The sequence below is a fragment of the Bradyrhizobium sp. S3.7.6 genome (assembly GCF_054061875.1).
In genome coordinates, this window is the sequence record NZ_JBSSEQ010000003.1 from 61087 (window position 1) to 87176 (window position 26090).

The window sequence follows — 26090 nt, forward strand, 5'->3', positions numbered from 1 at the left end:
CGAGCTACCTTTGTCTCTGACAATCCACCCCTGTTCATGGCGAGAGAAAAGTAGGTTCAAGCAGCTGGCGCGTGGGTCTGACAATTTGTCGGGCAGACCCGGGCGCAGGCGCTGCAGCCAATGCAGGCCCCCTCGTCCTTCATCACCATGACCTTCTTTTCGACCTCATCGTCGTCCTCATCGAGATCGATCAACTCGCCGCCCCCGCTCAGGCCCTTTAGCGTCATGACCTCGCGGCCGCAGACCTTGTAGCAGCGGCCGCAGCCGATGCACTTGTTCGGATCGATCCAAACCAGGTAGTCCGGCCTCCAATCGCGGCCGTCGCGGGTCCTGAATGACATGGCTTGAGGTCCGTTATGCTTTGTGTAGCGCCTGGAGATCTTGGCGCTTGCTTTCGAGTTCGCTGAAGGCGTCGTGGGCCTTCTGCGCCACGCTCAGGATCGTGGTCCAGTTGACGGGCAGTTCCTCGGAGAGGTCGTGGAGGTCCATCTTGGCCTGGGTCGCTTTGGCCGACAGCTTCTTTATTTCCGCTTTCAGGCTTTCAACATCGCTCATACTTGCCTCAATAATTCGTGACTTCCGGGAACTCGCGGATCATCTCAACACCACTGTTGATGATTTCGTCGCCTTGGTCTGCAAGATGACACAGATTGTTGAAACCAAAGCGATGCACGTCCCGTAGCTGCTTGCTCACGACAACGAGCCGGCCCCCGATCAGCACGATCCGACCGAACCCTTCCTGATGCATCTTCAGCATTGGCGAGATCATCACGCCCGTCGCCTTCTCGATCGAGAGCGCAATGGCGTCAAAGAACAACTGCAGTCGCCATATCGTGTCGGGCTCGGGATTGCCAACGATCGGCAACTCACGGCGCTTGCGCTTGTCCAGAATGTAGGGGTCGAGCAGGTCGAGGTCCTTCTTGCTCTCCCAGGCGCCGTGGGTGTCCTGGGCGCGCCAGATCTTGATGAGCTCTTTGAGAAATGGCCGCTCTGCCGCGGGGGCGGCTGGAGTGATTTCAGACTGATCGGGCATCCTCTTTCCTTCAGGCTTCGAAATCCACCGTACGTTCCGAGCTTTTGGTGAGCAGCTTCCGCAGCCAGGGCGGCGGCGACCCCTTCAGCACGGTCTCGAGTTTGACGCAAAGGTCGTCGATGGACTCTGGTTGCAGCACCTTCATCGGATGGATGTTGCTCGCGACGACTCGCGCAGCACCCGAGCCGCCGATCGCCGCAACATAGAGGATTGCGCAGCCCCTGATCGCCCGGATCTTCGGCGCCAGCTTATCCTCATTGCCGTCTTCCGTGAGGTCACCGCCGAACTGAACCGCCTCAATAAACCGATGCCCGTCCGGGCCGACCTCGTAGATCGCGATGTTCTTGGCCCAGCCGAAGTGCGCATCGACGTGCTTCAAGTCCTGAGTGGCGAATGCAACTTTCATCCGTGTGTTTTCTCTTCCTACTCAATGCAATTGGGGCGGATGGACCTGCAGGTCAACGCAGGTGATGGCCAGGTGTCGGGCGTCGGCCCATGGTTGGTTTCGCGGTCGGTGATGATCAGATTGGCGATATCAAAGATCAGATCACGCGCGCCGCGATAGCCAACGGTCGTGAGGTGCGCAGCGCCAAGGCGATCGAACATCGGAAAGCCCACCCGGAGGAACGGAACATTGAGTCGCGAAGCGGCCTGTCGACCGTGTGAATGCGACATCAAGAGGTCGCAGTCACGTAACCTGGCAAGCTCTTCAAGATCCTCCAGATCGCCGATCAGGACGTCCTCGGTCCTGACCCGCTGGAGCACAGGTGAGTTCGTCGTCGTCACCGCGGCCGTTACCTGCGCCCCCATGTCGTGAAGGAAGCTGGAGAGATCGAATAACAAGTCCGGCTCGGCGCCGATGGCGAGCTTGCGGCCGCCGATATGGAAATGGGCATCCAGCATGGCGTCTGCCAGCTGTCCACGCTGCCGGCGATATTTTGAGGGCACCGACCGGCCGCTGATCTCGCTCAGAAACGCGATGAATTCGTCACTTGGCATAAGGCCGCAGAGCCGCTCGAACAGACGGAACGGCGTGCCTGTCCGCGCCTGCATGATCTCGGCCGCACGGCGCATTTGCGCGCCGATCGCAATCGTCCAGGCCGCCTGCCCCATCGTCGCGATCTCGTCAATTCCAATGCCGCCGATCGTGGTTGGCGTGAATTCGTCGGGGATGTGGCCATCCAGCGAACCGGCAACGTCCGGCAGGAAGGAGGCCTTGAGCCCAAAATCCTCAAAGATCGTGCGAAGCTCGTCGAGATCGCCGGGCGTGAGGTGGCAGCCAGGTAGCACGTTGACGCGGGCGGCGTCGCGCGGTCTCGCTGGGTCGACGGGAGCCACGAGCACCTCGATCATCCGCGCCACTGTTTTGCCCCAGCCATCCTGAAAGGCATCCTTGAAATCCGGCGTCGAGACGTAGACAAGGGGAAGCTTTTTGAGCTGCGGATGCTTCTGCCGGATCAACCGGATGAAGGCCTCGACGTCATCGCCGTTGGTCTCGGTGACGCCGGTCGAATTGATACCAATGACCTCGGGCTCGACGCGATTGTAGATGTTGAGGATCGCCTGTTCGAGATTCTCGAGACCGCCGAGCACGGTGGCAACCTCGTTCACGGCGGTCGTCTGCATCGGCACGGCTTCGTTGAAATGGCGCACGAACAGCGTCAGCCCGAAGGAGGCGCAACCTTGCGGGCCGTGCAAAAGCGGCATCGCGCCGCGCAGGCCCATGAAGGCAAATGAGCCGCCGATCGGCTGACTCATCTTGAGCGGATTGACCGAACAGGCTTTCTTCGAGGCAGTGACGATCGCCATGTCGTTCTCCTACTCCGCCGCCTGCAGCGCCGGGGGCTGGAGATCGGAACGAGTGTCCTTACAAGCAAGGCCCCTTGCGGTGGAATTGGTGCACGGCTCGGCGGGCTCGACGAGGTTCGGGCCATGCGCCGCAATCGCGCGCTCACCATCGCCGATCTCAGTTTTGTTGGAGAAACTTATCGTCTTGACGCCGTTCGCGCCCCGAACTGGATCAACGGCTTGCGCATCCATCCGCGCAACGTTCTTTGCCTGACGCTTCCAATCGAACTCATCCCAGGGCGCGCCTTGACGGAGCTGATCCCATATCGGATTGTAGAGCGCTTTCTCGATCTCCTCCATGAGCTTGACAATCCCGACATAGCCCATATAGGCGTGGCAGCGCTCCTGGTTGATATCGAGCCATGGCGTCGCCGCCTTGAGTGCGACGAATTGCGACTTGCCGCCCGAAAGCATGATGTCGGCTCTTGCATCCTTGAGCATCTTGTAGATCTCGTGAGGTGACATGTCCTCGATCATGTGGGCGTGCTGGCCCATTAATTCCTTGATACGTTGCTTGTCCTTCTCGGTCGATTTCTTCACGGACGTGCCGACCATTTCGAGCCCGGCCTCCTGCAAAGCGGCCACCATCGACCAGGATTTCACGCCACCGGTGATGAGAACGACCCTCTTGCCGGCAAAGCGCGGCTTGAAACGTTCGATCGCAGTCCAGGCTTTGGTCTCTTCGCGTGCGATCAGGGCTTGCGTTCGTTCCATCAGCTCAGCCGGCGCGCCACGTTCGATTAGCATGCGCGCGATCTGGCGCAGTGAATCGCTGGAATCCTCAATACCGTAGAACGAGCCTTCAAAAAACGGGATGCCGTAGCGCTGCCTCATCTTGCTTGCGACGTTGATCATTGCCTTTGAGCAGACCATCATCGCGGCTTTGGCTCGGTGTGAATATGCGACCTCCCGGTACTTGCCGTCCCCCGAGATGCACGACAGGATCCGAATTCCGAGCTCATCGAGCAGCGGCTTGACCTGCCAGAGCTCGCCGGACAGGTTGTATTCGCCGATGATGTTGATGTCATACGGAGTGGTGTAATCGGGCTCTCCAGTACCGATGACGTGCTCCAGCAGTGCTTCGCCTGCGAGCTTGTTACCAAGGTTCTTCGACCCCACAAATCCCGGTGCATTGATGGGAATGACCGGTTTGCCGAATTTGGCGGAGGCCGCCTTGCAGACCATATCGATGTCGTCACCGATCATCGCGGGCACGCACGTCTGGTAGACGAAGATGGCCTGTGGGTCGTATTTCTCTGTGATCTCCTTGACTGCCCTGTACAGCCGTTTCTCGCCGCCGAACACGACGTCGGTCTCGCTCATGTCAGTGGTGAAGCTTCTGCGCCACAGATCGGAGCCGGAGGAGGCGGAACCGCGATTGTCCCAGGAATTGCCCTCACAGGCGATTGGACCATGCACAAGATGGGCGACATCGGTGAAGGGCTGCAGTGCGATTTTGGCGCCATCGAAGGCACACCCGCCGGCGGCGCCGCCCGGCTTCAGCTGCTTGGTGCATCCTTTCTTGCGCTCGACGTTCGACTTGCTCGCGTTCCTGGCGCAGCCCGGTTCGTTAAAGGCGTCCAGTATGGTCGTGCGAAGCGTAGTCATGTTGTCTCTTTCGGGGATGTCAAGACACCGCACAGACCAAGAGGATGGCCGGCGGATAATCCCCGCCTCAGCGCCGCTGTTCCTGCGGACGATGAGGCGGGGCGCTCGCCTTAGCGTATGATGTCGAAGCTGTAGTCTGTCTTGCCGAGCGAGCTGGTTTTTCTATCGATCTCATCAAAGATCTTGTCGAGAATCTTGACCAGCACATTCATGCTACCCTGATAGCCCCACACTGGATAACGATGGTGATGATGGCGATCGAAGATGGGAAACCCGATGCGGATAAGCGGTGTTCCAGTGTCACGTTCGAGATATTTGCCGTAGGTGTTACCAATCAGGAAATCGACCGGTTCTGTGAACAGGAGCGAACGCATGTGCCAGAGATCCTTGCCCGGGAAGGCGCGGCAGTGTTTACCGAACGGCGAGCTCGCGAACAGCGCCTGCATTTTCTGCTCCCAGGCCTTACTCCCGTTCGTCGAGAGCACGTGGGTGGGCTCAGCGCCGAGCTCCAGCAAGAATGCGGCCACGCCATAGCAGAGATCGGGATCGCCGTAGATCGCGAACTTCTTGCCGTGAACATGCGCGCTAGAGTCAGCCATTGCGTCTACCAGACGCCCACGCTCCCGCTCCAGCGCATTCGGAATTGCCTTGTTGGTGATACGCGACAGCGTCATCAGGAAATCGTCCGTGGCGCTGATGCCCAGGGGGTGATTGAAGGCGACGACCTCTTGGTCGTGCCCCTTGATGAACGCCAACGTCTTCTCCGTACAATATTGCTGCATGGAAATGGTTGCCCTCGCGTGGACTGCGTCCGCGGCATCCTTCAGCGTGGTGCCGCCATCATACATGCGGAACTCGCCGTCGGTGGGGGTGTCGAACACGTCACTGTTGTCCGCGAGGATGGTGTAGCCGATCCCCATCAGCTCGAATATGCGCTTTATTTCACGCATGTTGCCGACAGTGTAGCCGTCGAAGCCGCCGATGAAGTTGATCGTGTCGTTGGCCTTGCGCTGGAGTTTTGGTGCCGTGCCGGCTTTGCCGTCCCAGAAATGCTCGAGGATGCCCTTGAGCGTGTTGTCGTAGCCGGTAACGTGGCTGCCGACGAATGCAGGAGTGTGAGCGAATGGTACATCGTAGTCCGCGGGGACTGAACCTTTTTCCTTGGATGTTTTGATGAAGGCGTTGAGGTCGTCGCCGATGACTTCCGCCATGCAGGTCGTCGCGACCGCGATCATCTTCGGCTTGTACATGTTGTAGCTGTTGGCAAGCCCGTCGGTAAGATTGTTGAGCCCCCCGAACACGGCCGCGTCTTCCGTCATTGACGAGGAGACGCACGAGGTCGGCTCCTTGAAGTGCCGTGACAGATGGCTGCGATAATACGCGACGCAGCCCTGTGAGCCATGGACGAACGGCAGTGTGCGCTCGAACCCGAGCGCGGCGAACACCGCACCTAGCGGCTGGCAAGCCTTCGCCGGATTAACCGTTAGCGCCTCGCGGGCAAAGTTCTTCTCGCGGTATTCGGGCGTCTTGGACCATTCTCTGATACAGTCGACATCGGCGGGATCATGCGGATTCTCAAATAGCGCCCTCTTATTGGCCAGCATCTGCTGGTATTCGTCTCCCCGGAAAAGCTCAGAGTGGTCGAGTATGTGTTCGGCGTTCTGTGTCATCATGGCACTCTTTAAGTTCTTGTGTTCGTTCTCCTGCCCTTCCCCTCCTCTGCGGAAGAAAGGGCTCGGGCGTCGGCGTTCCTATTCCGCCGCCATGAGGCGCGGCCGCGGAGCGTCTTTCCAAGGTGCCGCGGTCTTCCCCCAGATCGGGGAATTGATCGCCATGTCCATGTCTCGGGCGAAGATCGCGAAGCCGTCGTAGCCGTGGTAAGGACCCGAGTAGTCCCAGGAATGCATTTGACGGAACGGTACGCCCATTTTCTGGAAGACGTATTTTTCCTTGATACCGGAACCTACGAGGTCAGGCCGGATCTTTTCAACGAAGCGCTCGAATTCGTAGCCGGTGACATCGTCGTAGATCAGTGTGCCATCTTTGACGTAGTGCTGAGCGGTGCGCTGGTAGTCATCGTTATGCCCGAACTCATAGCCTGTGCCGACAACATCCATGCCGAGGTCCTCGTAGGCGCCAATGACATGGCGAGGACGTAAGCCGCCGACGAACAGCATTACGGTCTTGCCTTCGAGCCGCGGCAGGTATTTCGCGGTCACCGCGTCGACAAGCGGCTGATATTTCGCGATGACGCGCTCGGCGCCTTCTTTGATCTTATCATCGAAGAAGCTTGCAATTTTGCGCAGCGACTCCGCGATTTTGGAAGGCCCGAAGAAGTTGTACTCGCACCAGGGAATCCCGAATTTTTCCTCCATGTGCCGTGAGATGTAGTTCATCGAGCGATAGCAATGCAATATGTTGAGCTTCGCCTTCGGCGTCGCCTCCAATTCAGCAAGAGATCCATCCCCGGACCACTGGGCGATGACACGCAGGCCCATTTCTTCGAGCAGGATCCGGGACGACCAGGCATCGCCGCCGATGTTGTAGTCGCCGATAATCGCAACGTCATATGGCGTCGGCTCGAATTTGGAGCGGGCCTCTGGGGCGCTCTTGTCGAAGATCCAATCTCGAACTGCGTCGTTCGCGATGTGATGGCCGAGCGATTGTGACACGCCACGAAAGCCCTCGCACCGCACAGGCACGATGGTCTTGCCGCCATATTCCTTTGACTTTTCTCTGGAGACCGCCTCGATATCGTCGCCGATCAAGCCAATCGGACATTCGGACTGAATGGTAATGCCCCTGTTGAGAGGAAATAGCTCCTGGAGCTCATCAATGAGTTTCGTGATCTTTTTATCGCCGCCGAATACGATATCCTTTTCCTGGAAATCGGAGGTGAACTGCAGTGTCACGAAGGTGTCGATGCCGGTCGTGCCGACGTAGTAGTTGCGCCGCGAGCCCCATGAGTACTGACCACAGCCGACCGGACCGTGGCTAATATGGATCATGTCCTTAATCGGCCCCCAGACCACGCCCTTAGATCCTGCGTAGGCGCAGCCACGGATGGTCATCACGCCCGGAATGGACTTGATATTCGACTTGACGCCACAATCCGACCTCCCCGCCTCGTGAACACTGAGATGCTTGGCGCGTCTTTTGGCGGTCTTCTCTGGGTAGACCTTCAACACCTCATCGATTAGCTGCTTGTTGCGCGCCTTGATCTCAGCGACACTCTGGTTAGTTGCTCGGCTCATACAAAGTTCCTTTGATTGTCGCCTCAGATCATGAAGCGACGCTTTTCCGGTAGACCGACGGATTTCCGATCCGGCATTCAGGTGTAAAGCGTGCAATCTCCGTGACCGGTCCTACCGATCGTAACTTCGCGGCCTTCCGGATCATGCGGCGGCGGTCGTTCACGATCTTGCAGTTCGTCTCGGCTGAGGGCTTGCGAACGCGGTGTGTGTGACGCTGTTGACCTGTCGACGGGATCGCTGACCAAGACGCGTCTCGGTGAAGTCATGCCTACTCTCCAGCGGGTGGTCATATCGGCTTCTTTACTCACTGCCTGCCATCAGGGGCGTGTCCCTCTGCATGTTGTTGCAAAGGGCTAACAGCCGCCTCTTGCGCAGGGGTTTGCAATGAGTGTGCCAGCGCTGGTCGAAGACAAAAACCCCCGTCTGTAGAGCTAGATAGTTGGCAGGATGCGGATTGTTAGAAACCTGACCTGTTGGCTACCGACAGGCGTACCCGCTAACGGCCTGTCTGAAACAAGACAATCAGTTGCGCTCTCCGGGAAATCTACGCCGCCAAAGATCGGTTATTCGCCGCATTGAAGGTCGAGTTAGGGACGCAGAAAGATATCGCCAAGGAGACATCGCTCAACTTGAACATCACCGAGCACCGGCATTTCGGGATCCGACTCATCGCTGCCATCGTCGCGCTTTCCGCTCTGATGAGCATGTCCGTCAGACTGGTTGGAATGATCCTGCTGGCCGCGGCGTAGCTTCTGTCAACCATCGCCGCTTTCGGCGGTTCGGCATGACTACCCCTGGGTTGGCCATCCTGAACGTCGTCTGTGGCTGCACCGTACTCGGCGGGCTTGGGTTGTTCGTGTGGGCGCTGATTGGTCTTGGAAATCGGCATTGGACGCCATGTCACAGTATTCGGCACTCGGCCTGGCGAAGACTGCAGCCGGGGATTCCGTTCTAAAGATATCCGATTACGATCTGCGCTCTGGATGAAAGATGCCCGTCTTGCAAGCCGAGATCTTCTCCTTCGAGAGAAAGAGGGAGTCCAGTGGAATCAGCCGAATCCATCGAGCTGCCTCGGCCGCGTTCCTTGCTTCTGTAACGGCGAGTTGGCTGCACTCAGCCGCCAGTCGGTTCACGACCTGCTCACGACCCGTTTGGAGCTTCTCGCGCTCCTGCTGGGGCGCTTCGGTCTCTCGGGCAAGCTTCGCGTCCTTGCTCGCCCAGTTGTTCGCGAAAACGCAGGCAGGTCTCCGCGAGGAGAGGGGCGGCGAGGGATTTTCAGTCGGCCGAATGTAATCATTGCAGTTCGGGCACGACAGGCGGGGTCATGAGCGGTTTTGGGCGCCGTCGCGTTGGATGTCATGAACCCTCCCCTTTTCGGCAGCTCTCAGGCCGGAATAACGTGATCCGGCCCGCTCTGCCACGCTTCCGATGTGGCTTTACCCTTATCTCGACGTCCTGGTGAAACGCCGTCAGCATACGCAGCAGCTTTACCACAGAAACCAGCCTGAACTGGCCCCGAAGCATCCTGGACAGGTTGGGCTGCTTCACGCCCACCAGCCTCGCGGCTTCGGTCTGAGTGATCTCCCGCTCCGCCATCAAGCGCTTCAGTTGTACGACGAGTGCTGCCTTGAGTTGGTGCTCCTGGGCGTTCGCCAGGCCGAGATCAGCAAAAATGTTGCCGGAGCGCCGGCTGTGGGCCGGCGGCTTCTTCTTCTTCGTGCTCATCATCGGGCTGCGTCTGTTCCTTGTCGATAGCTTCGGTGTCGCGCAGGCGCTGCCGAAGAGATGCCCCTTCTGCGAGACCAGTTCGTCCCTGATGCTGATCAGCACCTTAAAGAGCTGCTGATCGGCTCGGGTGAAGGTTAATTTGAACGCTCTACAGCGCTCGAGTGCCTTCGGAGTTTTAGCTTAACTTGTTGCGCGTGTGCTCGCCTTGGAGAACAGCACACAGGCCGGGGAGCACGTATTGGGTGCGGCTAAGAGTATGGACTGTAATTCGTGCGTCCGAGCGCCTGCGGAAATCAGCGTAAGACACGAGTTCACCTCCGTAGAAGAGATTCGGGCCAATCTGTGAACTCCATTTCGAAGCTACGTAGGCCAGTGGGTTTGGTCGTAAATTTAAGGGTCTTCCCTGAAAGGGCTGCCAATGAGCCAGATGCGAACTTGAATACTGTCGTGCCGGAAGTTGCGACCGCAATGCCCTGCTCGCCTTCCATGATAGAGAATCCGGTCGCCTCGGAGAGTTGTCCAATTGCAACTCCCTCCAGCGCGCGGTGAAATTCCAGGGAAGCCAAGTATGACCCTTTGTCAGCAGCCCACTCGCTGACCGACACTGCTGTGATCCCCGCGTCGCTCAAGAGACCACCCGCGATCCGGCAGCCATATTGAACGCTGAGAATGACCCGCTCATTCCGAACTCCGACCGGCTCTCGATCGGCGGCAGTGATCGTGCACGCGTACCGCCTTGTGTCCGCAACCGCGCCCGTGCTTGGCCCGAACAACTCGAGAGCGGAACACAATACAAAAGCGAGAACGGGCCTTATCATTCGGCTGCACCTGGTCTGGAATATCGTTCGCCTGCTTTGTACAATCTGACGCTACGGCCGATTCAAGCTTCTTCGATCGCTCTGTCGGATGAAAGCTAATCACGGTGACCGCGGTGTCGCAGAAACGAGGCGTTCGGTGTCCCCCGGCGACACCCCTGGATGGGTGGCCGAACGATTCCATTATCCGCGTTCACGCCGCGCAGCGGGCCAGCACGTCGGTGAACCAAGGCTATGGACCGACGCCATTCAGCTCGGCGGCGGCTATGAGGGGCCCGACGGCCCGCGGCGCCGGAGCGCTACGTTCCTGACGCGGGCGCAGGCGTTCTGCGGGCGGAGGCCATTTCCGCGCCAATGCCCGGCTGCCAGGTCCCGAAATTTTCTTCACAGTTTCAATGTAAAAGGAAACGTGGTCGCCAGGAGCCGGTCAAAGGCAGACTGCCGCTCAAGCAGACGCTCTTCGAGGAACTTACGCTCAACATCACTCAGCTCACATTGAAGCCTTCTGCGACAGCGCCAAATGTCATTCCGCACGTATCTGATCTCATTCAAGCGATCGTCAATCGAAGCCATCACGCATACCATATTCAACCTGAACCAGCCATGGACAACTGGTCAATCACGTGTTTCCGGGGAAGACGCCGATGACATGTCACGACCTGGCCATCTGTCACGATCTCCTCCCAGCATGTCCTCTTGTATCGCAGTCGTTCAACGCAAGGGCACGAAGTGACGGTTGTTTCTGCAGAAGTTCAGCGGCTTTTGCCATCAGCGCGCAGGACTTCAAAAGCTGCCACCCGCCCGTCAGTGGGCCGAAGTGGTTTATCTTATTCCAGCCAACACCCGGCCTGATCCGGTGTCAGGCCGGCGACTTAAGCTGGTGTCGAAATGCGAGTATCCGACTAATCGGACCGTCGCACCGTCAAGCTCTGGGTAACCGCGCCTTTCTGATTTGAGAACGGCAATTGTCATGCCAGCGAATCTCAGGTGGAAGGCAAGCCATGTTCAGGTTGGGGCTGGTCCGTTACAAAGGAGGGGGGATTTCGCGGCGGCGGCGCCCCGGAGCGGTCCGGTATGAGTCGGAGAGGCTTTCAGTCGGGCAAGCCTCGGCAAAATCGTGGGCGATGCGCACCGCCTGGCGCCTCGGCCCAGTGTCTCGCCAAACCTGCGTAGACCTTATTACCGCCGTTCCCGCGTTCGGCTGGCAATTCGATCTCATCACAAAACTCTCTGCGATGATGTCTAGCCGGGACCGGCGCTTGTCGCATCTGTAACACTGCATGTATTCATCAAGCCAAGACATCCGACGTTGTTTGTTCGCCCGGAGTCGCTCTGCAACTAACTCAGCAGCTTGCACGTCAGATACAACTGGCAGCGGTTGCTATTGTCCAGCCACACCGTGAGGGCTGAGCGCGACCAGCGGTGTAAGACGCATACGATCAACTTCGCGGAAGCGTATTGGCCACCCAATTGCTTGATGGAGCACCGATGCGGCCACCGGACAGCTTACCCTTTTGCGGCACACCCGTTGTTGTCAGATCGACCATCACGCCGAAGGTTGAGGCGCTAGTCTGATCTACCAACACGACCGTCGTGATCTGGCTCAAAGCGAACTCGCGAATCAAATAAGGCCAAAACCCTCGTGCGCGCACGCCGGCAGCGAGCATCTTGAAATCGTACGTTTGATGCAGCTTCGCTTTCAGAGGATCCGGTGCATACTGCGCCAACCCGTTGAAGGAGCGGAGGGTGGCCTCGTTCTCTACTGGTTCCTTGATTAACAATCAGAGCTGATGAGGTGGGTGAACAAATCGATCCGGAAGCTTCGGCTTATGGCCGAAGCATCGGTTTTGGCGACTGGGCTGCTGATGTCCGGACGGTGATCTGATGAGAACCGCCAAGCAGATCTTCCATCCGATCCCCTCAGTCATTCCTGCGGTAAAGGACATTCAGTCACATATGAAGAGGTCGAGCCTGGCAAGATGCTGTCCTTCGATCCGCGGCTATCGGCAAGCGAGATCATTAGCTGCGATACATGCCACAATCTCGGTACCGACGGAGTCGATGCCGTTCCGACCTCAGTCGGTCACGGCTGGAAGGTCGGCCTACGTCGGGCCCCCGCCGTCTACAACGGGCCAAGTTTGGAGCGTGAAGCAAGCTGTTGCGCTGATGAGTGAAATCCAGCTCGGCGCCAAGCTTAGCAATGAGGAAGAGAACGATATCGTAGCGTTTCTGTATTCGCTGATCGGGCGGGTACCTAAGATCGAGTATCCGACACTAATCACGCGTACGAGTACGAGGCCAACGCCTCCATAGACAGATAGGATTAACAGCACCGGCCGCATGCTTGGTGTAGCAGATGCTATGCACGTACCCAGGGTCACGCAATGACGTCAAAGTGAATGATCCCGTGCCTTCATTCATAGCCAGGCCTATAAAAAAGCGCCCGGCCTACTCGGGAGGCCGGGCGAAAGTCACGCAGGAGCGACACTGCTTTACGCATCGCACCAGCTTTCGTCGGTAGGGAGGACTACCGGCGATCGATTTACGGCAAGGGCATTCGCCGTCAAACAACGAGAAGCGGATATCGCCTCCGCGCAAAATCTGGAGCCGCTTGCCTTCCGCTCCTGTGGGACACTTCAGGACTTGCCCACCACTCGGCCGCGTCCGGTTGGCAAGGCAGTGCCTTGATCGAGCTGGGATCCTTCGCGCAAGCGGCTTGGGCGCTGCGTCCTGAAACTCAAGCGGCCGCTTGCCGTCGCGCAGCAGCATTTGGCATCTCCCAAAACACCAGCAACGCTCGATTATCTTCCCGAAGATCGTGCCAAGGCGCCAATCTCCTATGACATTCCGGAAGGGAGGTAAAATTGATTGTTGTGATGGGACGCATCCACGCGATGGATAAATAAAACGTAGAGCTGTGGTTAGCATCGACCGTTGCTGACTTCGATCGGCATCGCCGGCACGCTACCGGCCGTCGGATCGAGAATCGAGCTTGTCGCCGGCTGTATGCGACCGCCTCGGCCAACGCCGGCCGGCATTCCCGTCTCTGGAACTTTGGGAAGCTCGCAAGGACATCGCAAGCCCCCAAAGCGGGACATCTCATTCACAAAAGCGTGGCAAAACGGTCGGCACCATCGTGGCGCAGCCCGCAACTCGCGTGCGGCCACCATATTGACGAGCCGGGACGCACCTCCTCCCACTTTCGAGTGTCAGCCTGCAGTCGGGATTGATCCAGAGCCGCCGATCAGACGACACTCGCTGCGGCGCCAACACAGTAAGCAGCTTGCAGGCCCCCCTGTGGATGCGTTCGCGTTCGATATCCCGTTCGGGTAACCGGATGAGCTCCGCGGCCGGAACGAGCACGGGCCGCTTTCGATATCTGCGTGATCGCAACGGGCCTGTTTTTTCCGTCAGCAGCTTCTCGAACCCGCCCGTCAGGAAGTTGCGATCATCCTCGGCCGGGGTCCGTTTGATCACATCACCATGAGGCTCCTTAGGAATTGCCAATGCCGGATTACTCTAGAATCGCAGGATCAGGTCGGACAGCTCGGTATACGGCTGGCCCCGCGACGAGCCATGAGCTCGATCGCCTCCGTGCCGTTGGTCAGGACGATCTCCTCGGTGCGGCAGGTATTCACGTGCTGAGCGACTTTGGCGCGCGCCTTCGATGCGTCCGCCGCCGCTTGGCAAGCAGAGCCTGACGCGGGCGAAATGCAGGAACATCTCCTGACCTCGGGATGCATTCTGAGTTGCGAAACTGGAGGCGGCAACCAGAGCGCGGGCGGGGGGACGGGCTATGACCCTACACTCCATGCACTCGTGCACGGTGACCACGGGCAAGCGGAGGTCGAGCTTCTCATACCTCTTTAGGATCTCCGGAACGATCCCGTCGCGCGAGGAGACCGGCTCTTCGGCTTCGAAGTGACGCCGTTCTAGATATTCTGCAAGCAATCTTGAGATATTCGACGCCCGTCCAGTGAGCCAGCGACGACAAGCCTCAACGCGGCCACTGGAGCATCGAAGCGGCCTTGTCCTTATTCGAGATAAATTCGAGCTGTCCTCCGACAAAGCCCCTTCGAGCTCGACTTCGACTACTTCGTTCACGACATCGATGAAGCCTTACGCGGGCTGCTTATGCTGTCTTAGACGGGACACAGGTGTCAGGCATCGGACAGACGGCCGCGCATTGCGGCGTGTCGGAATGGCCCTCGCACTCCGTACACTTTTGGGCATCGATAACGTAAATGTCGCGTTTGAGGGTGATTGCCGCGTTGGGACACTCGAACTCACATGCACCACAAACGGTGCATTGCGAAGCGACGATCTTGTAAGCCATGCCTTCCGACTCCTTAGGCGAGCGATGCCATTGGCGGTCCCTTTCAAATGCCGTGCCAAACACAGACAGGCTCAGTGGCGGGCAATTTGCGCAATTGTGCTGTCCCGGGGCTGAGACCATGTTGCATCTGCTACAGCAACAGGCCGCTTCAACTCAGGCTATGAGAGCCCTCGGCAGTACTCCGAGAGCAAGTCGCGACTCGACCGCCGCGAGCTTCCGTCGGTTTGTCCGGCACGGCAGTGCGGGGCCACGCGACGGCTCGATGATTCCGAAACCGGCGGCGCGACTAGAAGCCGCGAGCCGACGCACGTCTACGCAAGATCTTGCAAAACCTCGGGTCACACGCCCCGACCGGAGGTTTTGTGCAAGGCTCGCTCATGGCTGCAACTTTACCTCCCTCACGTTGCGCTCGCTGTCGATGGCGAATGCTGTATCCGGCTCATTCATGGATGAACGTGTGTCGGGAGCTATGCTAATTCCCTGAATCGCGTACTCAGCGCACCCCTCTCCGGATCCGATCTTGCACAGCCGCGGGGTAAGTTCGTCTGCGCCCGTCGATCGCCGTGGTCCAGTCGACCGGTTGACGTTTCACAAGCTGATTTTTGGAGATCGAGTTTTCGTAGGCCTACGCCCCCGTCTATCGTAACCGTCTGGGGCCCTTAACAGAATAACAAGGACCCCGATTGAGGTGTGCGTGGCGTGGCCACCTAGGTTCTGCCGGTCATATTGTGCCGCTCTGCCCCTTGTTGGCTTCTCGTCGTTTGCGTTCACATCTGTTTCCTCGGTGATGATCGGCGGGGTAACAGGGCGGGACCCCAGGGCCTTAAGTTGGATTTTGCATCTACCGGATCTTGTAGTGGACGCTCCATCGTCTGCATGACACACGTCATGAACGAGCACCGGAGGCTCGTTCTTGCTCGTAATTTCTCGGGCTTGCACGCGCTCCGGCTGCGATCTCTGGTCCGGACGCCAGCAGGATCGGCGTCGCTTGTCATCGGCGCCGACGGAACGAAAGAGGCCGGCACAAGGGAGCCTCGCCGACGCGACCGCATCCGAATGGACGCGCGGCAAAGGCCATCGTCTTTGCGTCCTGAGGGGAGGAGAACCACTGTTGTAGGCCGGCGACCATCTCGTGCGAGCGCTTGAGAATCTCGGTTCCTCACCGTGATCGAGACGAACGGCAGGCTGCGGGTCCCGGCCGGCGTCGACTGGATTTGCCTCAGCCGAAATCCAAGGCCGCGGTGGCGATGACTCGCGGGCACGAACTCAAACGTGAATCCGCAGCCAGAGCCCTGCCGGACCGGTTCGAGGAGGGAAACTTCGGCAATTCCCGCTTCAACGATGGACTGGCCTCCGACGAGGCCGACCAGGCGCGGGAGGCCGTCGCGTACTGCCCGGCTCATTCGAAATGGAAACTCAGGTGCAAGCCCACAAACATCCGGCATCAGATGAAGATACTCACTATCTTCTTATGCGCTGCCGTCAGCGCCTGCTCGATCTCCGCGCGCATTTCGCGCCGCCTGTCGTCTGGTCACTGACCGCTCGGGGCCTCTGCAGTTGTCGATTCCGCTTATCGGGGCGCCGACTGGCGTGCTTCTGTTTCTTCAGCCCGGTGCTCATGCCGCTGTGGCAGATGCGCAGCGGTCACGCCATCATGCGCCATCTCGGGATCGCGCTAATCGATCTGAAGACGGTGGCGGCGATGTCCAACCGGGACATGCTGCTTCTTCCGGGTGTCGGTCACAAGAACCTAGCGTAGATCAGGACGTGGCTCGCGATGCCATCGAAGAGAGAGAAGAATGGCCATCGAAGAGGAGAAGAGGGGATGATGATAGACCGCGAGCGTCTGCTCAAGTTTCTGAGGCTCACGGAGTCCGGCCACGACGGCGAGGCCATCGCCGCCATGCGCATGGCCAACAAGCTGATACGCTCAGCAGGCAAGACGTGGGAGGATGTCGTGGCCGGCGTCGCGGCTCCGGCGCCCAAGTCCTACGGCTCCCCCGCCCCGACCGACTACCGAACTCCGCCGAGCAAGCGCGGGACGAGGCAGCACGGCAGGGCCGATCCGCGGAGCCCGAAGACCGAAGCCAAGAGGATATACGACGACAACATCGGAACCTATCTCAAGGAATTGACCAAGCGCAGACACGACCCGAGCACCGTCATGTTTCTCGCGTCGCTGTCCGAGTACTACGAGGCGAAGGGCTACCTGACCGAGCCGCAGTACGAGACTGTGATGCGAATGCACCACAGGAAGCGCGGCAAGTCAGCCTGGAGGTTCTTCGCCCTTTCCCGCGCCTTCCCTTGCTTCACATATTTCGGACGTCCCAGCAGGCGTTCATACGGCCGCACCGCGCTCGGCATGCTCTTGCAGTAGCCGACACACCGCTTGCCGCGCACCTCAATCTCCAGGATGCGGTCTCCGTTGTGCTCATCCTCAACAATGGTCACGTCGCGATGCTGGAGGTTCTTGGCCTCATCCGGCCGCAAACCGGTGTTGGCCAGGAACAGGACGTAATCATGCAGCTGCTCGGCACTCCAACGATGATGGATCTCGCTGCCTTCGCGTGCGCTCGCGTGGTTTCATAGAGCTTCTTGTATTCCCCGGGACTGAACCACGGTGCACCACCTTCCCCGAGGTCTTATAGGGCGGGGAGAAGTCCGGCAGGTGCGCCAGCACCCACCACATCGTCGTCCACGCCCACACCGTCGCAGACGGCCCAGACACAAACCGGCGCTTCAGGAGTTTTCCGGCGCGCGCTTTCAGTGGCTGGAACGGTTGCAGGCCGTCTTGGCGCACTCGGCAGCGCACTTCGTAACCGATTGCCGGTCTTCTCGGCCATATCGACCGTCCTACACGCAATTGTGGAAGGTAAAGAGATGGAAAAGGCGCTCGCGCCGCCGAACGTGGAACCCGCCGATGCGACCGCGCTTCGCAGAGGCCCCGGCTCATCCAGGACCACGGGTCGGCTGAAGTGCCGAAGAGCGCCATGGCGCGAGGGTGCGGGGGGCGCTGGCAAACGGAGTCGAAAAGAAGATTGCAACAGTCCGTCAGACGATACATTCGAAGAAGTTGGGACGGTTGTCGTCAATTGTAACTCGCGCGGGCCAGGGGTCGGAACTCGGCAGCGCCAACAGCGTCTCGTAGGGACCGCCCCAAATGTATTGGTATCCGCCCTCAGCGCTTTCGTAAGGCGTGCTCACGGCGGGATCTTCGTAATTGGCTGAGAACCATTGGATCATCACCTCGCGTTTCTGATCCTTCCGCATTCGGCGGAACTGAGTGCGAGTGATCCCGTGCATGGACCCGTCTTCAAAGAAAGGGACGCTTTCGAAGAACCTGAAACCGCTCGAAGGAAAATTGCTGAGTTAGGTTGGTGCGCACCGAGGCAAACCAAGCCTGGGCCGGGATATTTATCCAAGCCTAGCTTTGCGTGGGATGTAGATTTCAGCAATTCTCCCGATCGGCAGGAACAACGACTAGGTAGCCGACAGTCATCTCCAGCGCCGGCTGGTCACCCCAGTGTGCTCCGCGAAACTTTCGGTCGCGGGTGGCGGCATAAACGCTGGCCCCCTGCTGGGTCAGGTCCTGCAAAATTCCTCCAAGATCCTTGGCGAACCCGAGACGGCTGGAAATTGGGACATCGTCCACATCCATCAAATCCTGCACGTAGTCGCAGAAGCTTGCTCCAAGTGCCTTAGCTTCGTCAGCCAAGCCTTCGTCGATTGTGAACGATATCGCATTGATTTCATCAGCGAACTTGGCGGCTTCTTGGCCCGAGACGACCGCACGGGCCTTGATCCGCACATGATCGGGATGTTGGTCATCGAGGTCCTTTTGCTGCATAGTCTTCAGGCCATCGAACACTTCCAGCACGCTCTGCGCGAACTTGGGATCGTCGAAAGTGTCTGGGTTATCGTAACCGAGCGCCTTCGCCAGGGCCCGCCGCGATATCACGTTGATCGGCTGGCCGGCCTCGAAGCGCTGTACCGTCCTGATGTTCACCGACGCATTGGCAGCCAATGCTTCCTGGACAAATGCTGCGCCTCGCGAACACAGCGGGCCCAGAAGCCGAGAACCTTAGGGTCAAGCAATGTAGCGTTCATGTCATCCTCCGATGAACGAAACATATGTCGCCCTCGCCATACCGAACACGGCAGAATGCCGACAGTATGCCGCCTGGATTCGAAGCCGCGCCGCAGAAAATCTATAACCAATTGTAATTATTATTCATCTGGCGAATTTGGATAGATACGATCGGCGTTTAGCCCCGGACGCCCGACTCAGGAATTGCCTAATTGAAGGGCGACGAGCTACGTAAGGAAAGGAAAACCCATTATCCTTCGCTTACGTGAATCGTAAGGAAAGGAGCGCTCCTTGGCCAATGCGTCGGGAACCCGGCTGGGGACATTTATCGAAAGCGCCGTCGGCGGTGAGACTGTGCGAGCCTTTTTGCCGCCCCTCTCCCACCAGCACCACCCATTGATCTGGTCAAGCTTGTCGGGCTGCTGGACCGGGCCACAGCTGCATTGGGCCGCCTGGACGGCGTAACAACCGTTTTACCAGCCCCGCCCCTCTTCATCTACATGTACGTTCAGAAGCGCCTTTGGATGCCAGGCGACATCGACGGTCAACTCGCCCGTCTCGCGCATCTCACCAAATTTCGATTTGAGAACAGTAACCGGCAATTGCACCAGGATGTTGCCGAGGCGATCCGACAGGCAGGCCAGCCCAATGGGCGCATATTTGCGCACCGCCTCCGACAATTTCTGCAAGGCGGGCGGATCGTCGAACAATGCCTTCAATCTGGTCTTGGTCGTATCGACCCATTCGAAGACATGCGAACCGCACCAGAAATTGTTCTTGAGGGCTCGATTGATGGGAACATTGCCGGCGTTATCGGGGGAACGAATTGCACCGGAATAGAGACCAGTTCGGCGACGCTCAGTATGACCGAGGCCTGCCAGGCGCTGTTCGAGCAAAAGACTGTCGAGCGAAGGGACCAGCTCGGCAATCGGTTTCAGATAGCGCTTGATTCCAAACGACCACCCTCTGAGAGATCGCAATACGATGCGCTCCGGATTCAAATATCTAGGTTGCTCCTGAGTATCCGTCAGCCTCTCTTCAGCGACCAGGATTGTGAATATGTTGATGGACTGGGCAGTCAGGGGTCGTGTCCCAGTGATGGTGTAGCTCGGTAGAGCAAAGCCTCCCGTACGCGCGCCCTCAAATAGCGCCGTAGCGGGCGGCCGGCTTTGCGGTGGTCACCGGCGATTCGCCGGTAGGATCGGATTGCGACACGCCAACGCAACCGAGGAACCACCGATGACCGACGATATGATGAACCTGCGCACGCTCGTGGAGAAGACCCCTGACGCCGATCTGTTGCGCGAGATGATCGGCTTTGCCGCCCAGCGGCTGATGGAGCTGGAACTCGAAGGCCAGACCGGGGCGGCCTACGGCGAGAAGAGCCCCGAGCGTCTGGCCCAGCGCAACGGCTACCGCGACCGGATTCCGGAGACCCGTGCCGGCGCGGTCGAACTGCGCATTCCCAAATTGCGCAAGGGCTCCTATTTCCCGGGCTTCCTGGAGCCGCGCCGCATGGCCGAGAAGGCGCTCACCGCTGTGGTGCAGGAAGCCTACGTGCAGGGTGTCTCGACCCGTTCGGTGGACGATCCGGTGCAGGCCATGGGCATGAGCGGCATCTCCATGAGCCAGGTGAGCCGGCTGTGTGGCGAGATCGACGACAAGGTGAAGGCGTTCCTCGCCCGCGCGATCGAGGGCGACTGGCCGTATTTATGGATCGACGCCACCTACGTGAAGGTGCGCCAGAACGGGCGCATTGCCACGTTGTTTAGGCATCCCTCGCGCTTACGGTAGCAGCGCTTCGTCTCAACGGTCCTTGCTTTGCCGGACTGGTCCCTATCATTCGCGTTCGTGGCCTCGGTATTCCGATAACCGAACTGCCCTGCCCCAAATCGCCTGAAGTCTCAGGGTCAAAGAATCCCCCAGGCGCGATATCGTCCCCTGCCGGTCACCTCGCGCAAGCCGAGCTCAGCGACCAGGCCCTGCGCGGCGCGCGGTGTGATGCCGAGCTCCTCCGCGATCATGCCGGCCGAAACGATCGGCCGGGTCAGCACATAATCCAGGAGCGCTGGCATTTTTGATGTGGCGCGTCGGCCGGCAAGTTTTCGGGCGAGCAGGGTTCGCTGGTTAAACCAGCGGTCATGGTCCTTCAGACCAGCCGCGGCCGCGGCTGTCATCGCCTCGAGCTGTACGGCGAGCCGGCTCGCGACGTCGCGTGGCCGGCGGCGCTCACGCGGGATCGCCTTCTGACCCTCATAGAGGCAGGGCAGATGCCAGATGGTTTTGGCGCGCGCGCGCAACAGAGCCGCTGCCAACAATCGGCCGAGCCAAGGCGTGTGTTGCAGTGGAGCGATGCTGTCCCAGGCCTCCGCCGCAAGCGCAGCCGCGATGGTCGGCGGCAATTTGCGGGTTTGCTCGACGACGGCGGACCACTCGGTGAGACGCGCCTCTTCATCCCAGTCGGGGTCATAGATCAGCCCGGCGCGCTCTGACCAGGAGCTGTTCTCAGTTGCAAGCGTCCGCTCTGCTTTCGCATTCGCCGCGTCAACAGCAGCAAAGGTTGCGGCCAAATGAGGGTCGGCCTCGGTCTCAAGAAGCGGGTCAAGGTGGGCGTCATCCGGCTCGGAGTCTCGCTCCTCCTCATTCCAATTGCCCCAGCCCTCCTCCGACTCGTCCTTCTCGCCCCGGCCACGCAAGCAGCCGAGCCCGGCCGCCGACAACGGCCACTCCGGGTCGCGACTTGCGATGCGGCGGCGGGTGCGCAACACGGCATGTGCTCGGGTGAGCTCATGAGTCGGAGCGCGGATGTCCATGTGAGCGTCGTGAAGGACGAGGTCTTCGAGGTGGACCAGCTCGCCGTCGAGCCACAGAGTCGCACACGCGTCGGAGAAATGAGTCCGCGCAATCCACGCTTCGCGGATCGGGCTTTTAGCGAGGCGCTCGTCGAGCCGCGCGAGCGCATCCTCGGCTGCTGCGAGCGGACTCGCAAGCAGGCTCCAGGGGAGCGGATCTGGGATTTTGTGCTCGAGTCGCAAGAGGTTGATAACCCTAACGGAAACCAATCAAACGGAAGCTAAGATGGGATTAAGTTCCGTCACAGCGGCGCCAAGTTCCCTCGCCGCTGCTGCGCTCGCCGAGGTTGCCTCGGCCACGGCCATCTACCGTACGTCACCTGCTCAGGCGGCACTTACGATGCTGTTGCTGAGACGGCTTCCGCATCGTTTCTCGGGTCGATAAGCCATCAGGGACTGATTCAGATGCCGGGCGCAAGCCCACCTGGAAAATTTTCGCAAGCTGATGCTCCGCGGTTGCCCCCTCCTCCGACGTGGTGGAGCGGGCGAAGAGGCTCGCTCTATGGAGGCGCCGCCAGGCTGCGTGCGCGCCAGCAGGTCGTCAACTGCTTTAAGCGGATGACGCAAGCTCCCATGATATGGGCAGGCAGACGATCATCTCAACCGGCAGGCCGTTACCCAATCCCGTTCCAGTCGCTCCGGCCCGTCACTGGCGGAAACCACTTTCAACCGAGATAATAATCCCGATGGTGGGGGCAGTTCTTCAAGACGCAAAGGGGGCAGTTCCGGATGGCGTTTGAGATGGAGGCCGCTTGCTCCACGCCAACTCCCTCAGGACATCCCGTTAAGGTTAATCTTGCACAACCCGCCCTGTTGGCCACTCCTCCGATCAGATTCGATTGGTCAGCCACGGGCCAGCGCCTCGGTCGCGGAAGCTTGGACGGAAGGCCAGCCCGGCCCGTTCTCCAGCAGGTTCGGATGGTGGACGAAGCATAGGGCCGGCCTGCTCCCTCTGGCGTCCAAGGGCGTCTCTATAGTTAACGACTTATAAACGTCTCCTCCGCTCTGGCTGCTCTGGGCTCGGTAAGGCGCTCCACCCGTGGCGACGGCGCTCCGCGCGCTCGCAGTTCAGTGCAGCTCAGCTCAACGAATTACCTTTCATGGTGTGGGCGTCGCCCACCTTTCCCAGCCCGTCCTGTGTTGGCGCGAGCCCTCCTCGCTGCGCCCCGGCTTGCAGCCGGAGCCGGCAGCTCCGTGTATCCGATCGCACGGACTGAATCTCTCCGCGACGTGCAGCTGGATTTTTGTCGTATGCGGATCTCCGTTGTTTAAAGAAGACTGCTGCAATGTTGCCGTCCCCATTTGTCTGTGATCATCCGCTTTAGCGCTTTGGCCTAGCTTCGGATTCGGGAACGTGCAGACGTTATCCCGCACGCGCCTGGCTGACGGAGGCGAGCTTCTCGGACCTGAAACGGAGTTTTGGGGACTACGCTCGAGGCTAATCAATCAACATTTAAAGGTTGAGACCGCTGTCCATGATTGCATGGGTCGCAAATGCCGGCTGGGGCAAGGGGGAGATGCGGGTTTGGTTCGTCAGTCGGCCCATCATCTAAGGAGGAGGCAAAACAAGTGCGAAGCAACAACAACACCGAATATCCAGGGTCCCGGCTCGGGCGCCAAGGTGCAGGTTGATCTTTAGACCGGTGAGGAAATTGTTCATGGTGGATCGACCGCGGGCTAATCTTCACTTCGACTGCGGCCCGGGGGAAGGGGCGCAGGGTACCCCTTTTAGCATAACGCGGCCGCGCGGCGGGGCCACAGGGATGGAGCGCCGCCTTTCTTGCGCTTGCGGTCTACTCTGCGTGACCTTGAAAAAAAGACGCTGCCCTGACCTAAATGGCCCGACCAGTGGCGAGGCGGATCGACACGTGCCTGCCAAAGGGAGACCATCGCGCGTCTTCTCGGCTGATTCGAGAAAGTTGACCGCGGTCAACTTTCAACGCGGTCTGGCCGCAGCACTGGTTGCTGTTCCAGTCGGGGGGGCCTTTGGAGGAGAGCAGAGCGAAGTTGACCGCGGTCAACTTCGCTTGCCGCGAGCCGTAAAGAATGAGCCGTAAAGAATTCGTTAACCCTTTATTTGTTGCGCAGCCGCCCAGAATCGGGCGTACTGGCTACGCTTTACGCATATCCCACATCCGGAAATCGTAACTACGCGAGAAAGCCGTGGCCCTGACTGACCAACCAGCGATGGCGCCAACTCCTGCGGCCGCACTCCCGTCGATCCATGACACGATCGCGGCCGATGCGCGGGAACTCTCAGCCAAGCTTCACGCCCACCGCATGAAGCTATTTCCGCCGAAGGCGCGCAAGAACCTACGCCGCTTCACATCAGGCGAAGTTGCCAAGCTCGTCGGGGTCAATGACGGCTATCTCCGCCAGTTGTCGCTGGAGGGGAGGGGCCCCCAACCGGACACCAGTCCGTCGGGGCGACGATCCTACACATTCGAAGACATCCAGACTCTGCGAGCCTATCTCGATGAATCGGGTAAGGGCGCGCGCCGATACCGCCCGCACCGGATAGGCAACGAACAACTGCAAATCATCGGCGTCGTCAATTTCAAAGGTGGATCAGGCAAGACCACCACGGCCGCGCATCTGGCGCAACACCTGACGTTGCAAGGGTATCGGGTGCTTGCGGTCGATCTCGATCCGCAGGCCTCGCTCTCGGCCCTCCACGGCTATCAGCCAGAATTTGATGTCGAGGAAAACGGGACGCTGTACGGCGCCATTCGCTACGACGACGCCCGTCGTGATCTGGGCGATATCATTCGGCAGACTTACTTTCCAGGCCTCGACATCATCCCCGGCAATATCGAATTGATGGAATTCGAGCACGAGACCCCGAAGGCGCTGGCCATGCGCCAATCGGGTGATCCGCTGTTTTTCGCCCGTGTTGCGCGTGCCCTCGCCACTGTTCAGGACCGCTACGACATCGTAGTCATCGATTGTCCGCCTCAGCTTGGATTTCTGACGCTCTCGGCACTCTGCGCGGCAACCGCAATCCTCATCCCCGTGCATCCGCAAATGCTGGATGTCATGTCGATGTGCCAATTCCTCATCATGACATCCGATCTGCTCGCCGTCGTCGCCAAGGCGGGCGGCAATATGAACTACGATTGGATGCGTTACCTCGTCACGCGCTATGAGCCCGGGGACGGACCCCAGGCCCAAATGGTCGGCTTCATGCGCTCGCTGTTCGGCGATCGCATGGTCACCAACATGATGCTGAAAAGCACCGCGATCTCCGACGCCGGCATCACAAAGCAAACACTTTATGAAGTCAGCCGGGATCAGTTCACGCGCGCGACCTACGACCGGGCGATGGAATCCCTCGATAGCGTCAACGGCGAGATCCAGAGCCTCATTCAGGCTGCATGGGGGAGGGCGTAATGGGGCGCAAAAACCTGCTTGCTGACCTGCTGGACGACAAGCTGACCACGGTCAACGAACCGGGGCCAGCGGATCCCGGCCAGGATCGCAGGCCACATCAACCAACGCTTGGATCGCGCGGAGCCGTCGGCGCCGTGAGCCGCTCGCTCGAAATGCTGTCGGCCGAGCGCGATGCTGCCATAGCGCTGACTGAACAACTCACGACGGGTCAAACCGTCGTCGAAATCGATCCAGCTTTGATTGATGGGTCGATCGTTCCGGATCGCATGACGAGCGTCGACGAGAAGCACTCCGCTCTGGTCGAGTCGATCCGTGCCAATGGCCAATTGGTCCCGGTCCTTCTTCGCCCGCATCCCACCAGTCCGGGACGGTTTCAGATCGCCTACGGCCATCGCCGCGTGCGTGCGCTTGCCGAACTTGGCCATCGCGCGCGAGCGGTGGTCCGAGACCTCAGCGATGAAGACCTTGTGGTTGCGCAAGGAAAAGAGAACGGCGAGCGGGAGGACCTGTCCTTTATTGAGCGCGCAACCTATGCCGCCGCGCTCGAGGACCGCGGATTCAAACGTGAGATCATCATGGCGGCGCTGAGCGTCGACAAGACTGAACTCTCGCGCCTCATCTCGGTGACGCGCGCCCTTCCACGGAGCCTCATTGATGCGATAGGACCCGCGCCAAAGACCGGCCGCCGGCGCTGGATGGAGCTGGTAGAGCGCATCGTGGGGCGCCACGACCAAAAGGCACTTGCGGACACCCTGGCTAGTGAGGGTTTCGTGCGTGCCAGCTCGGACGAGCGGTTCGCGATAGCATTCGGCGCGCTCGCGCCGCGCAAGCCGAAAGCCCCAGCGCCGACGAGCTGGAGCAATGACGACGGCAAGAAAATTGTGAAGATCGAACGCCGCGAAGATCGCGTCACGCTTGCCCTCGATGAAAGGGCCGCGCCAGCGTTTGGAGATTTCGTGATTTCGCGCCTGCCGGAACTCTACCGGGCTTTTCAGGAAGGACGCTCCGATGAATGATATCGCGCGTCTTGCCGCTTCAGATATGGCGCCGTCCGGACCTCTCGTGGCCCGGCGGCGCGATGCGTACCCGCGTTTCTGTCCTCGAACCACAGGAGCATAGCGGAAAAAGAAAAGGCCCCC

20 protein-coding genes and 1 pseudogene are annotated in these 26090 nt (G+C 59.5%); 7 read left to right on the forward strand and 14 right to left on the reverse strand.

The genetic code is table 11. The features are described from left to right. Positions 1-56: 56 nt before the first annotated feature. The 10 genes from fdxB to ACVJ5M_RS43870 all read right to left on the reverse strand — a co-directional run bounded on the left by fdxB (position 57) and on the right by ACVJ5M_RS43870 (position 12067). Complete coding sequence (fdxB, locus tag ACVJ5M_RS43825; protein WP_354081020.1) at positions 57-341, reverse strand: ferredoxin III, nif-specific; 285 nt, start codon at positions 339-341, stop codon at positions 57-59. Between the two features lie 13 nt (positions 342-354). Then, complete coding sequence (locus tag ACVJ5M_RS43830; RefSeq protein WP_354081022.1) at positions 355-555, reverse strand: CCE_0567 family metalloprotein; 201 nt, start codon at positions 553-555, stop codon at positions 355-357. Positions 556-562: 7 nt separating this feature from the next. Next, complete coding sequence (locus tag ACVJ5M_RS43835; RefSeq protein WP_354081024.1) at positions 563-1033, reverse strand: NifX-associated nitrogen fixation protein; 471 nt, start codon at positions 1031-1033, stop codon at positions 563-565. A 10-nt stretch (positions 1034-1043) separates the two neighbouring features. Next, positions 1044-1439, reverse strand: a complete 396-nt coding sequence (gene nifX, locus ACVJ5M_RS43840) for a nitrogen fixation protein NifX (protein WP_354081026.1) — start codon at positions 1437-1439, stop codon at positions 1044-1046. 17 nt (positions 1440-1456) lie between these two features. Continuing rightward, complete coding sequence (gene nifN, locus ACVJ5M_RS43845) at positions 1457-2842, reverse strand: nitrogenase iron-molybdenum cofactor biosynthesis protein NifN (RefSeq protein ID WP_456679739.1); 1386 nt, start codon at positions 2840-2842, stop codon at positions 1457-1459. Between the two features lie 9 nt (positions 2843-2851). Continuing rightward, positions 2852-4489, reverse strand: a complete 1638-nt coding sequence (nifE, locus tag ACVJ5M_RS43850) for a nitrogenase iron-molybdenum cofactor biosynthesis protein NifE (protein ID WP_354081030.1) — start codon at positions 4487-4489, stop codon at positions 2852-2854. A gap of 110 nt (positions 4490-4599) precedes the next feature. After that, entirely contained in the window at positions 4600-6159 is a 1560-nt protein-coding gene (gene nifK, locus ACVJ5M_RS43855) for a nitrogenase molybdenum-iron protein subunit beta (protein WP_354081062.1), read from the reverse strand. A gap of 81 nt (positions 6160-6240) precedes the next feature. After that, positions 6241-7743 carry a nitrogenase molybdenum-iron protein alpha chain gene (nifD, locus tag ACVJ5M_RS43860; protein ID WP_354081032.1) on the reverse strand — a complete coding sequence of 501 codons (1503 nt, stop codon included), beginning with the start codon at positions 7741-7743 and terminating at the stop codon, positions 6241-6243. Between the two features lie 1356 nt (positions 7744-9099). After that, positions 9100-9573, reverse strand: a complete 474-nt coding sequence (locus ACVJ5M_RS43865; protein WP_354081034.1) for a helix-turn-helix domain-containing protein — start codon at positions 9571-9573, stop codon at positions 9100-9102. 2152 nt (positions 9574-11725) lie between these two features. Next, positions 11726-12067, reverse strand: coding sequence for a hypothetical protein (locus tag ACVJ5M_RS43870; RefSeq protein WP_354081036.1), 342 nt, complete (start codon positions 12065-12067; stop codon positions 11726-11728). A gap of 198 nt (positions 12068-12265) precedes the next feature. On the opposite strand from ACVJ5M_RS43870, the gene ACVJ5M_RS43875 reads away from it, so the two are divergent. After that, positions 12266-12460: a cytochrome-c peroxidase gene (locus ACVJ5M_RS43875; RefSeq protein WP_354081038.1), complete on the forward strand. Its 195-nt coding sequence runs from the start codon at positions 12266-12268 to the stop codon at positions 12458-12460. Between the two features lie 1958 nt (positions 12461-14418). Here the strand turns inward: ACVJ5M_RS43875 and ACVJ5M_RS43880 are convergent. Then, the gene (locus tag ACVJ5M_RS43880) at positions 14419-14622 is read right to left on the reverse strand and encodes a 4Fe-4S dicluster domain-containing protein (protein ID WP_354081040.1); all 204 of its coding nucleotides are present in this window, start codon (positions 14620-14622) and stop codon (positions 14419-14421) included. Positions 14623-16042: 1420 nt separating this feature from the next. Here ACVJ5M_RS43880 and ACVJ5M_RS43885 point away from each other — a divergent pair. The 3 genes from ACVJ5M_RS43885 (at position 16043) to ACVJ5M_RS43895 (ending at position 17211) form a co-directional block, all read left to right on the forward strand. After that, a complete protein-coding gene (locus tag ACVJ5M_RS43885) occupies positions 16043-16381 on the forward strand; it encodes a hypothetical protein (RefSeq protein ID WP_354081042.1) in 339 nt (112 codons plus the stop codon). 66 nt (positions 16382-16447) lie between these two features. After that, entirely contained in the window at positions 16448-16999 is a 552-nt protein-coding gene (locus tag ACVJ5M_RS43890; RefSeq protein WP_354081044.1) for a hypothetical protein, read from the forward strand. A gap of 50 nt (positions 17000-17049) precedes the next feature. Next, positions 17050-17211 (forward strand): hypothetical protein, encoded by a 162-nt coding sequence (locus ACVJ5M_RS43895; protein WP_354081046.1) that lies wholly within the window; start codon positions 17050-17052, stop codon positions 17209-17211. A gap of 859 nt (positions 17212-18070) precedes the next feature. Here ACVJ5M_RS43895 and ACVJ5M_RS43900 read toward each other — a convergent pair. Continuing rightward, entirely contained in the window at positions 18071-18646 is a 576-nt protein-coding gene (locus tag ACVJ5M_RS43900) for a hypothetical protein (protein ID WP_354081048.1), read from the reverse strand. A gap of 536 nt (positions 18647-19182) precedes the next feature. Continuing rightward, positions 19183-19710: a hypothetical protein gene (locus ACVJ5M_RS43905; RefSeq protein ID WP_354081050.1), complete on the reverse strand. Its 528-nt coding sequence runs from the start codon at positions 19708-19710 to the stop codon at positions 19183-19185. Between the two features lie 238 nt (positions 19711-19948). Between ACVJ5M_RS43905 and ACVJ5M_RS43910 the strand changes: the two are divergent. Beyond that, a pseudogene (locus ACVJ5M_RS43910) lies at positions 19949-20476 on the forward strand (transposase); the annotation flags it as partial. 143 nt (positions 20477-20619) lie between these two features. Here the strand turns inward: ACVJ5M_RS43910 and ACVJ5M_RS43915 are convergent. Further along, a complete protein-coding gene (locus ACVJ5M_RS43915; protein WP_354100618.1) occupies positions 20620-21744 on the reverse strand; it encodes an RHE_PE00001 family protein in 1125 nt (374 codons plus the stop codon). Between the two features lie 2004 nt (positions 21745-23748). Between ACVJ5M_RS43915 and repA the strand changes: the two genes are divergently transcribed. Both repA and repB read left to right on the forward strand, forming a co-directional pair. Then, complete coding sequence (gene repA, locus ACVJ5M_RS43920; protein ID WP_354081064.1) at positions 23749-24951, forward strand: plasmid partitioning protein RepA; 1203 nt, start codon at positions 23749-23751, stop codon at positions 24949-24951. Continuing rightward, positions 24951-25967, forward strand: coding sequence for a plasmid partitioning protein RepB (repB, locus tag ACVJ5M_RS43925; RefSeq protein WP_354081054.1), 1017 nt, complete (start codon positions 24951-24953; stop codon positions 25965-25967). Before repA ends, repB begins: the two co-directional genes overlap by 1 nt. Positions 25968-26090: the final 123 nt, after the last annotated feature.

Coding starts and splice junctions, on each gene's coding strand:
- fdxB (WP_354081020.1), bottom strand. CDS start 341: ATGTCATTCAGGACCCGCGACGGCCGCGATTGGAGGCCGGACTACCTG.
- ACVJ5M_RS43830 (WP_354081022.1), bottom strand. CDS start 555: ATGAGCGATGTTGAAAGCCTGAAAGCGGAAATAAAGAAGCTGTCGGCC.
- ACVJ5M_RS43835 (WP_354081024.1), bottom strand. CDS start 1,033: ATGCCCGATCAGTCTGAAATCACTCCAGCCGCCCCCGCGGCAGAGCGG.
- nifX (WP_354081026.1), bottom strand. CDS start 1,439: ATGAAAGTTGCATTCGCCACTCAGGACTTGAAGCACGTCGATGCGCAC.
- nifN (WP_456679739.1), bottom strand. CDS start 2,842: ATGGCGATCGTCACTGCCTCGAAGAAAGCCTGTTCGGTCAATCCGCTC.
- nifE (WP_354081030.1), bottom strand. CDS start 4,489: ATGACTACGCTTCGCACGACCATACTGGACGCCTTTAACGAACCGGGC.
- nifK (WP_354081062.1), bottom strand. CDS start 6,159: ATGACACAGAACGCCGAACACATACTCGACCACTCTGAGCTTTTCCGG.
- nifD (WP_354081032.1), bottom strand. CDS start 7,743: ATGAGCCGAGCAACTAACCAGAGTGTCGCTGAGATCAAGGCGCGCAAC.
- ACVJ5M_RS43875 (WP_354081038.1), top strand. CDS start 12,266: ATGCTGTCCTTCGATCCGCGGCTATCGGCAAGCGAGATCATTAGCTGC.
- ACVJ5M_RS43880 (WP_354081040.1), bottom strand. CDS start 14,622: ATGGCTTACAAGATCGTCGCTTCGCAATGCACCGTTTGTGGTGCATGT.
- ACVJ5M_RS43890 (WP_354081044.1), top strand. CDS start 16,448: ATGATGATAGACCGCGAGCGTCTGCTCAAGTTTCTGAGGCTCACGGAG.
- repA (WP_354081064.1), top strand. CDS start 23,749: ATGGCGCCAACTCCTGCGGCCGCACTCCCGTCGATCCATGACACGATC.
- repB (WP_354081054.1), top strand. CDS start 24,951: ATGGGGCGCAAAAACCTGCTTGCTGACCTGCTGGACGACAAGCTGACC.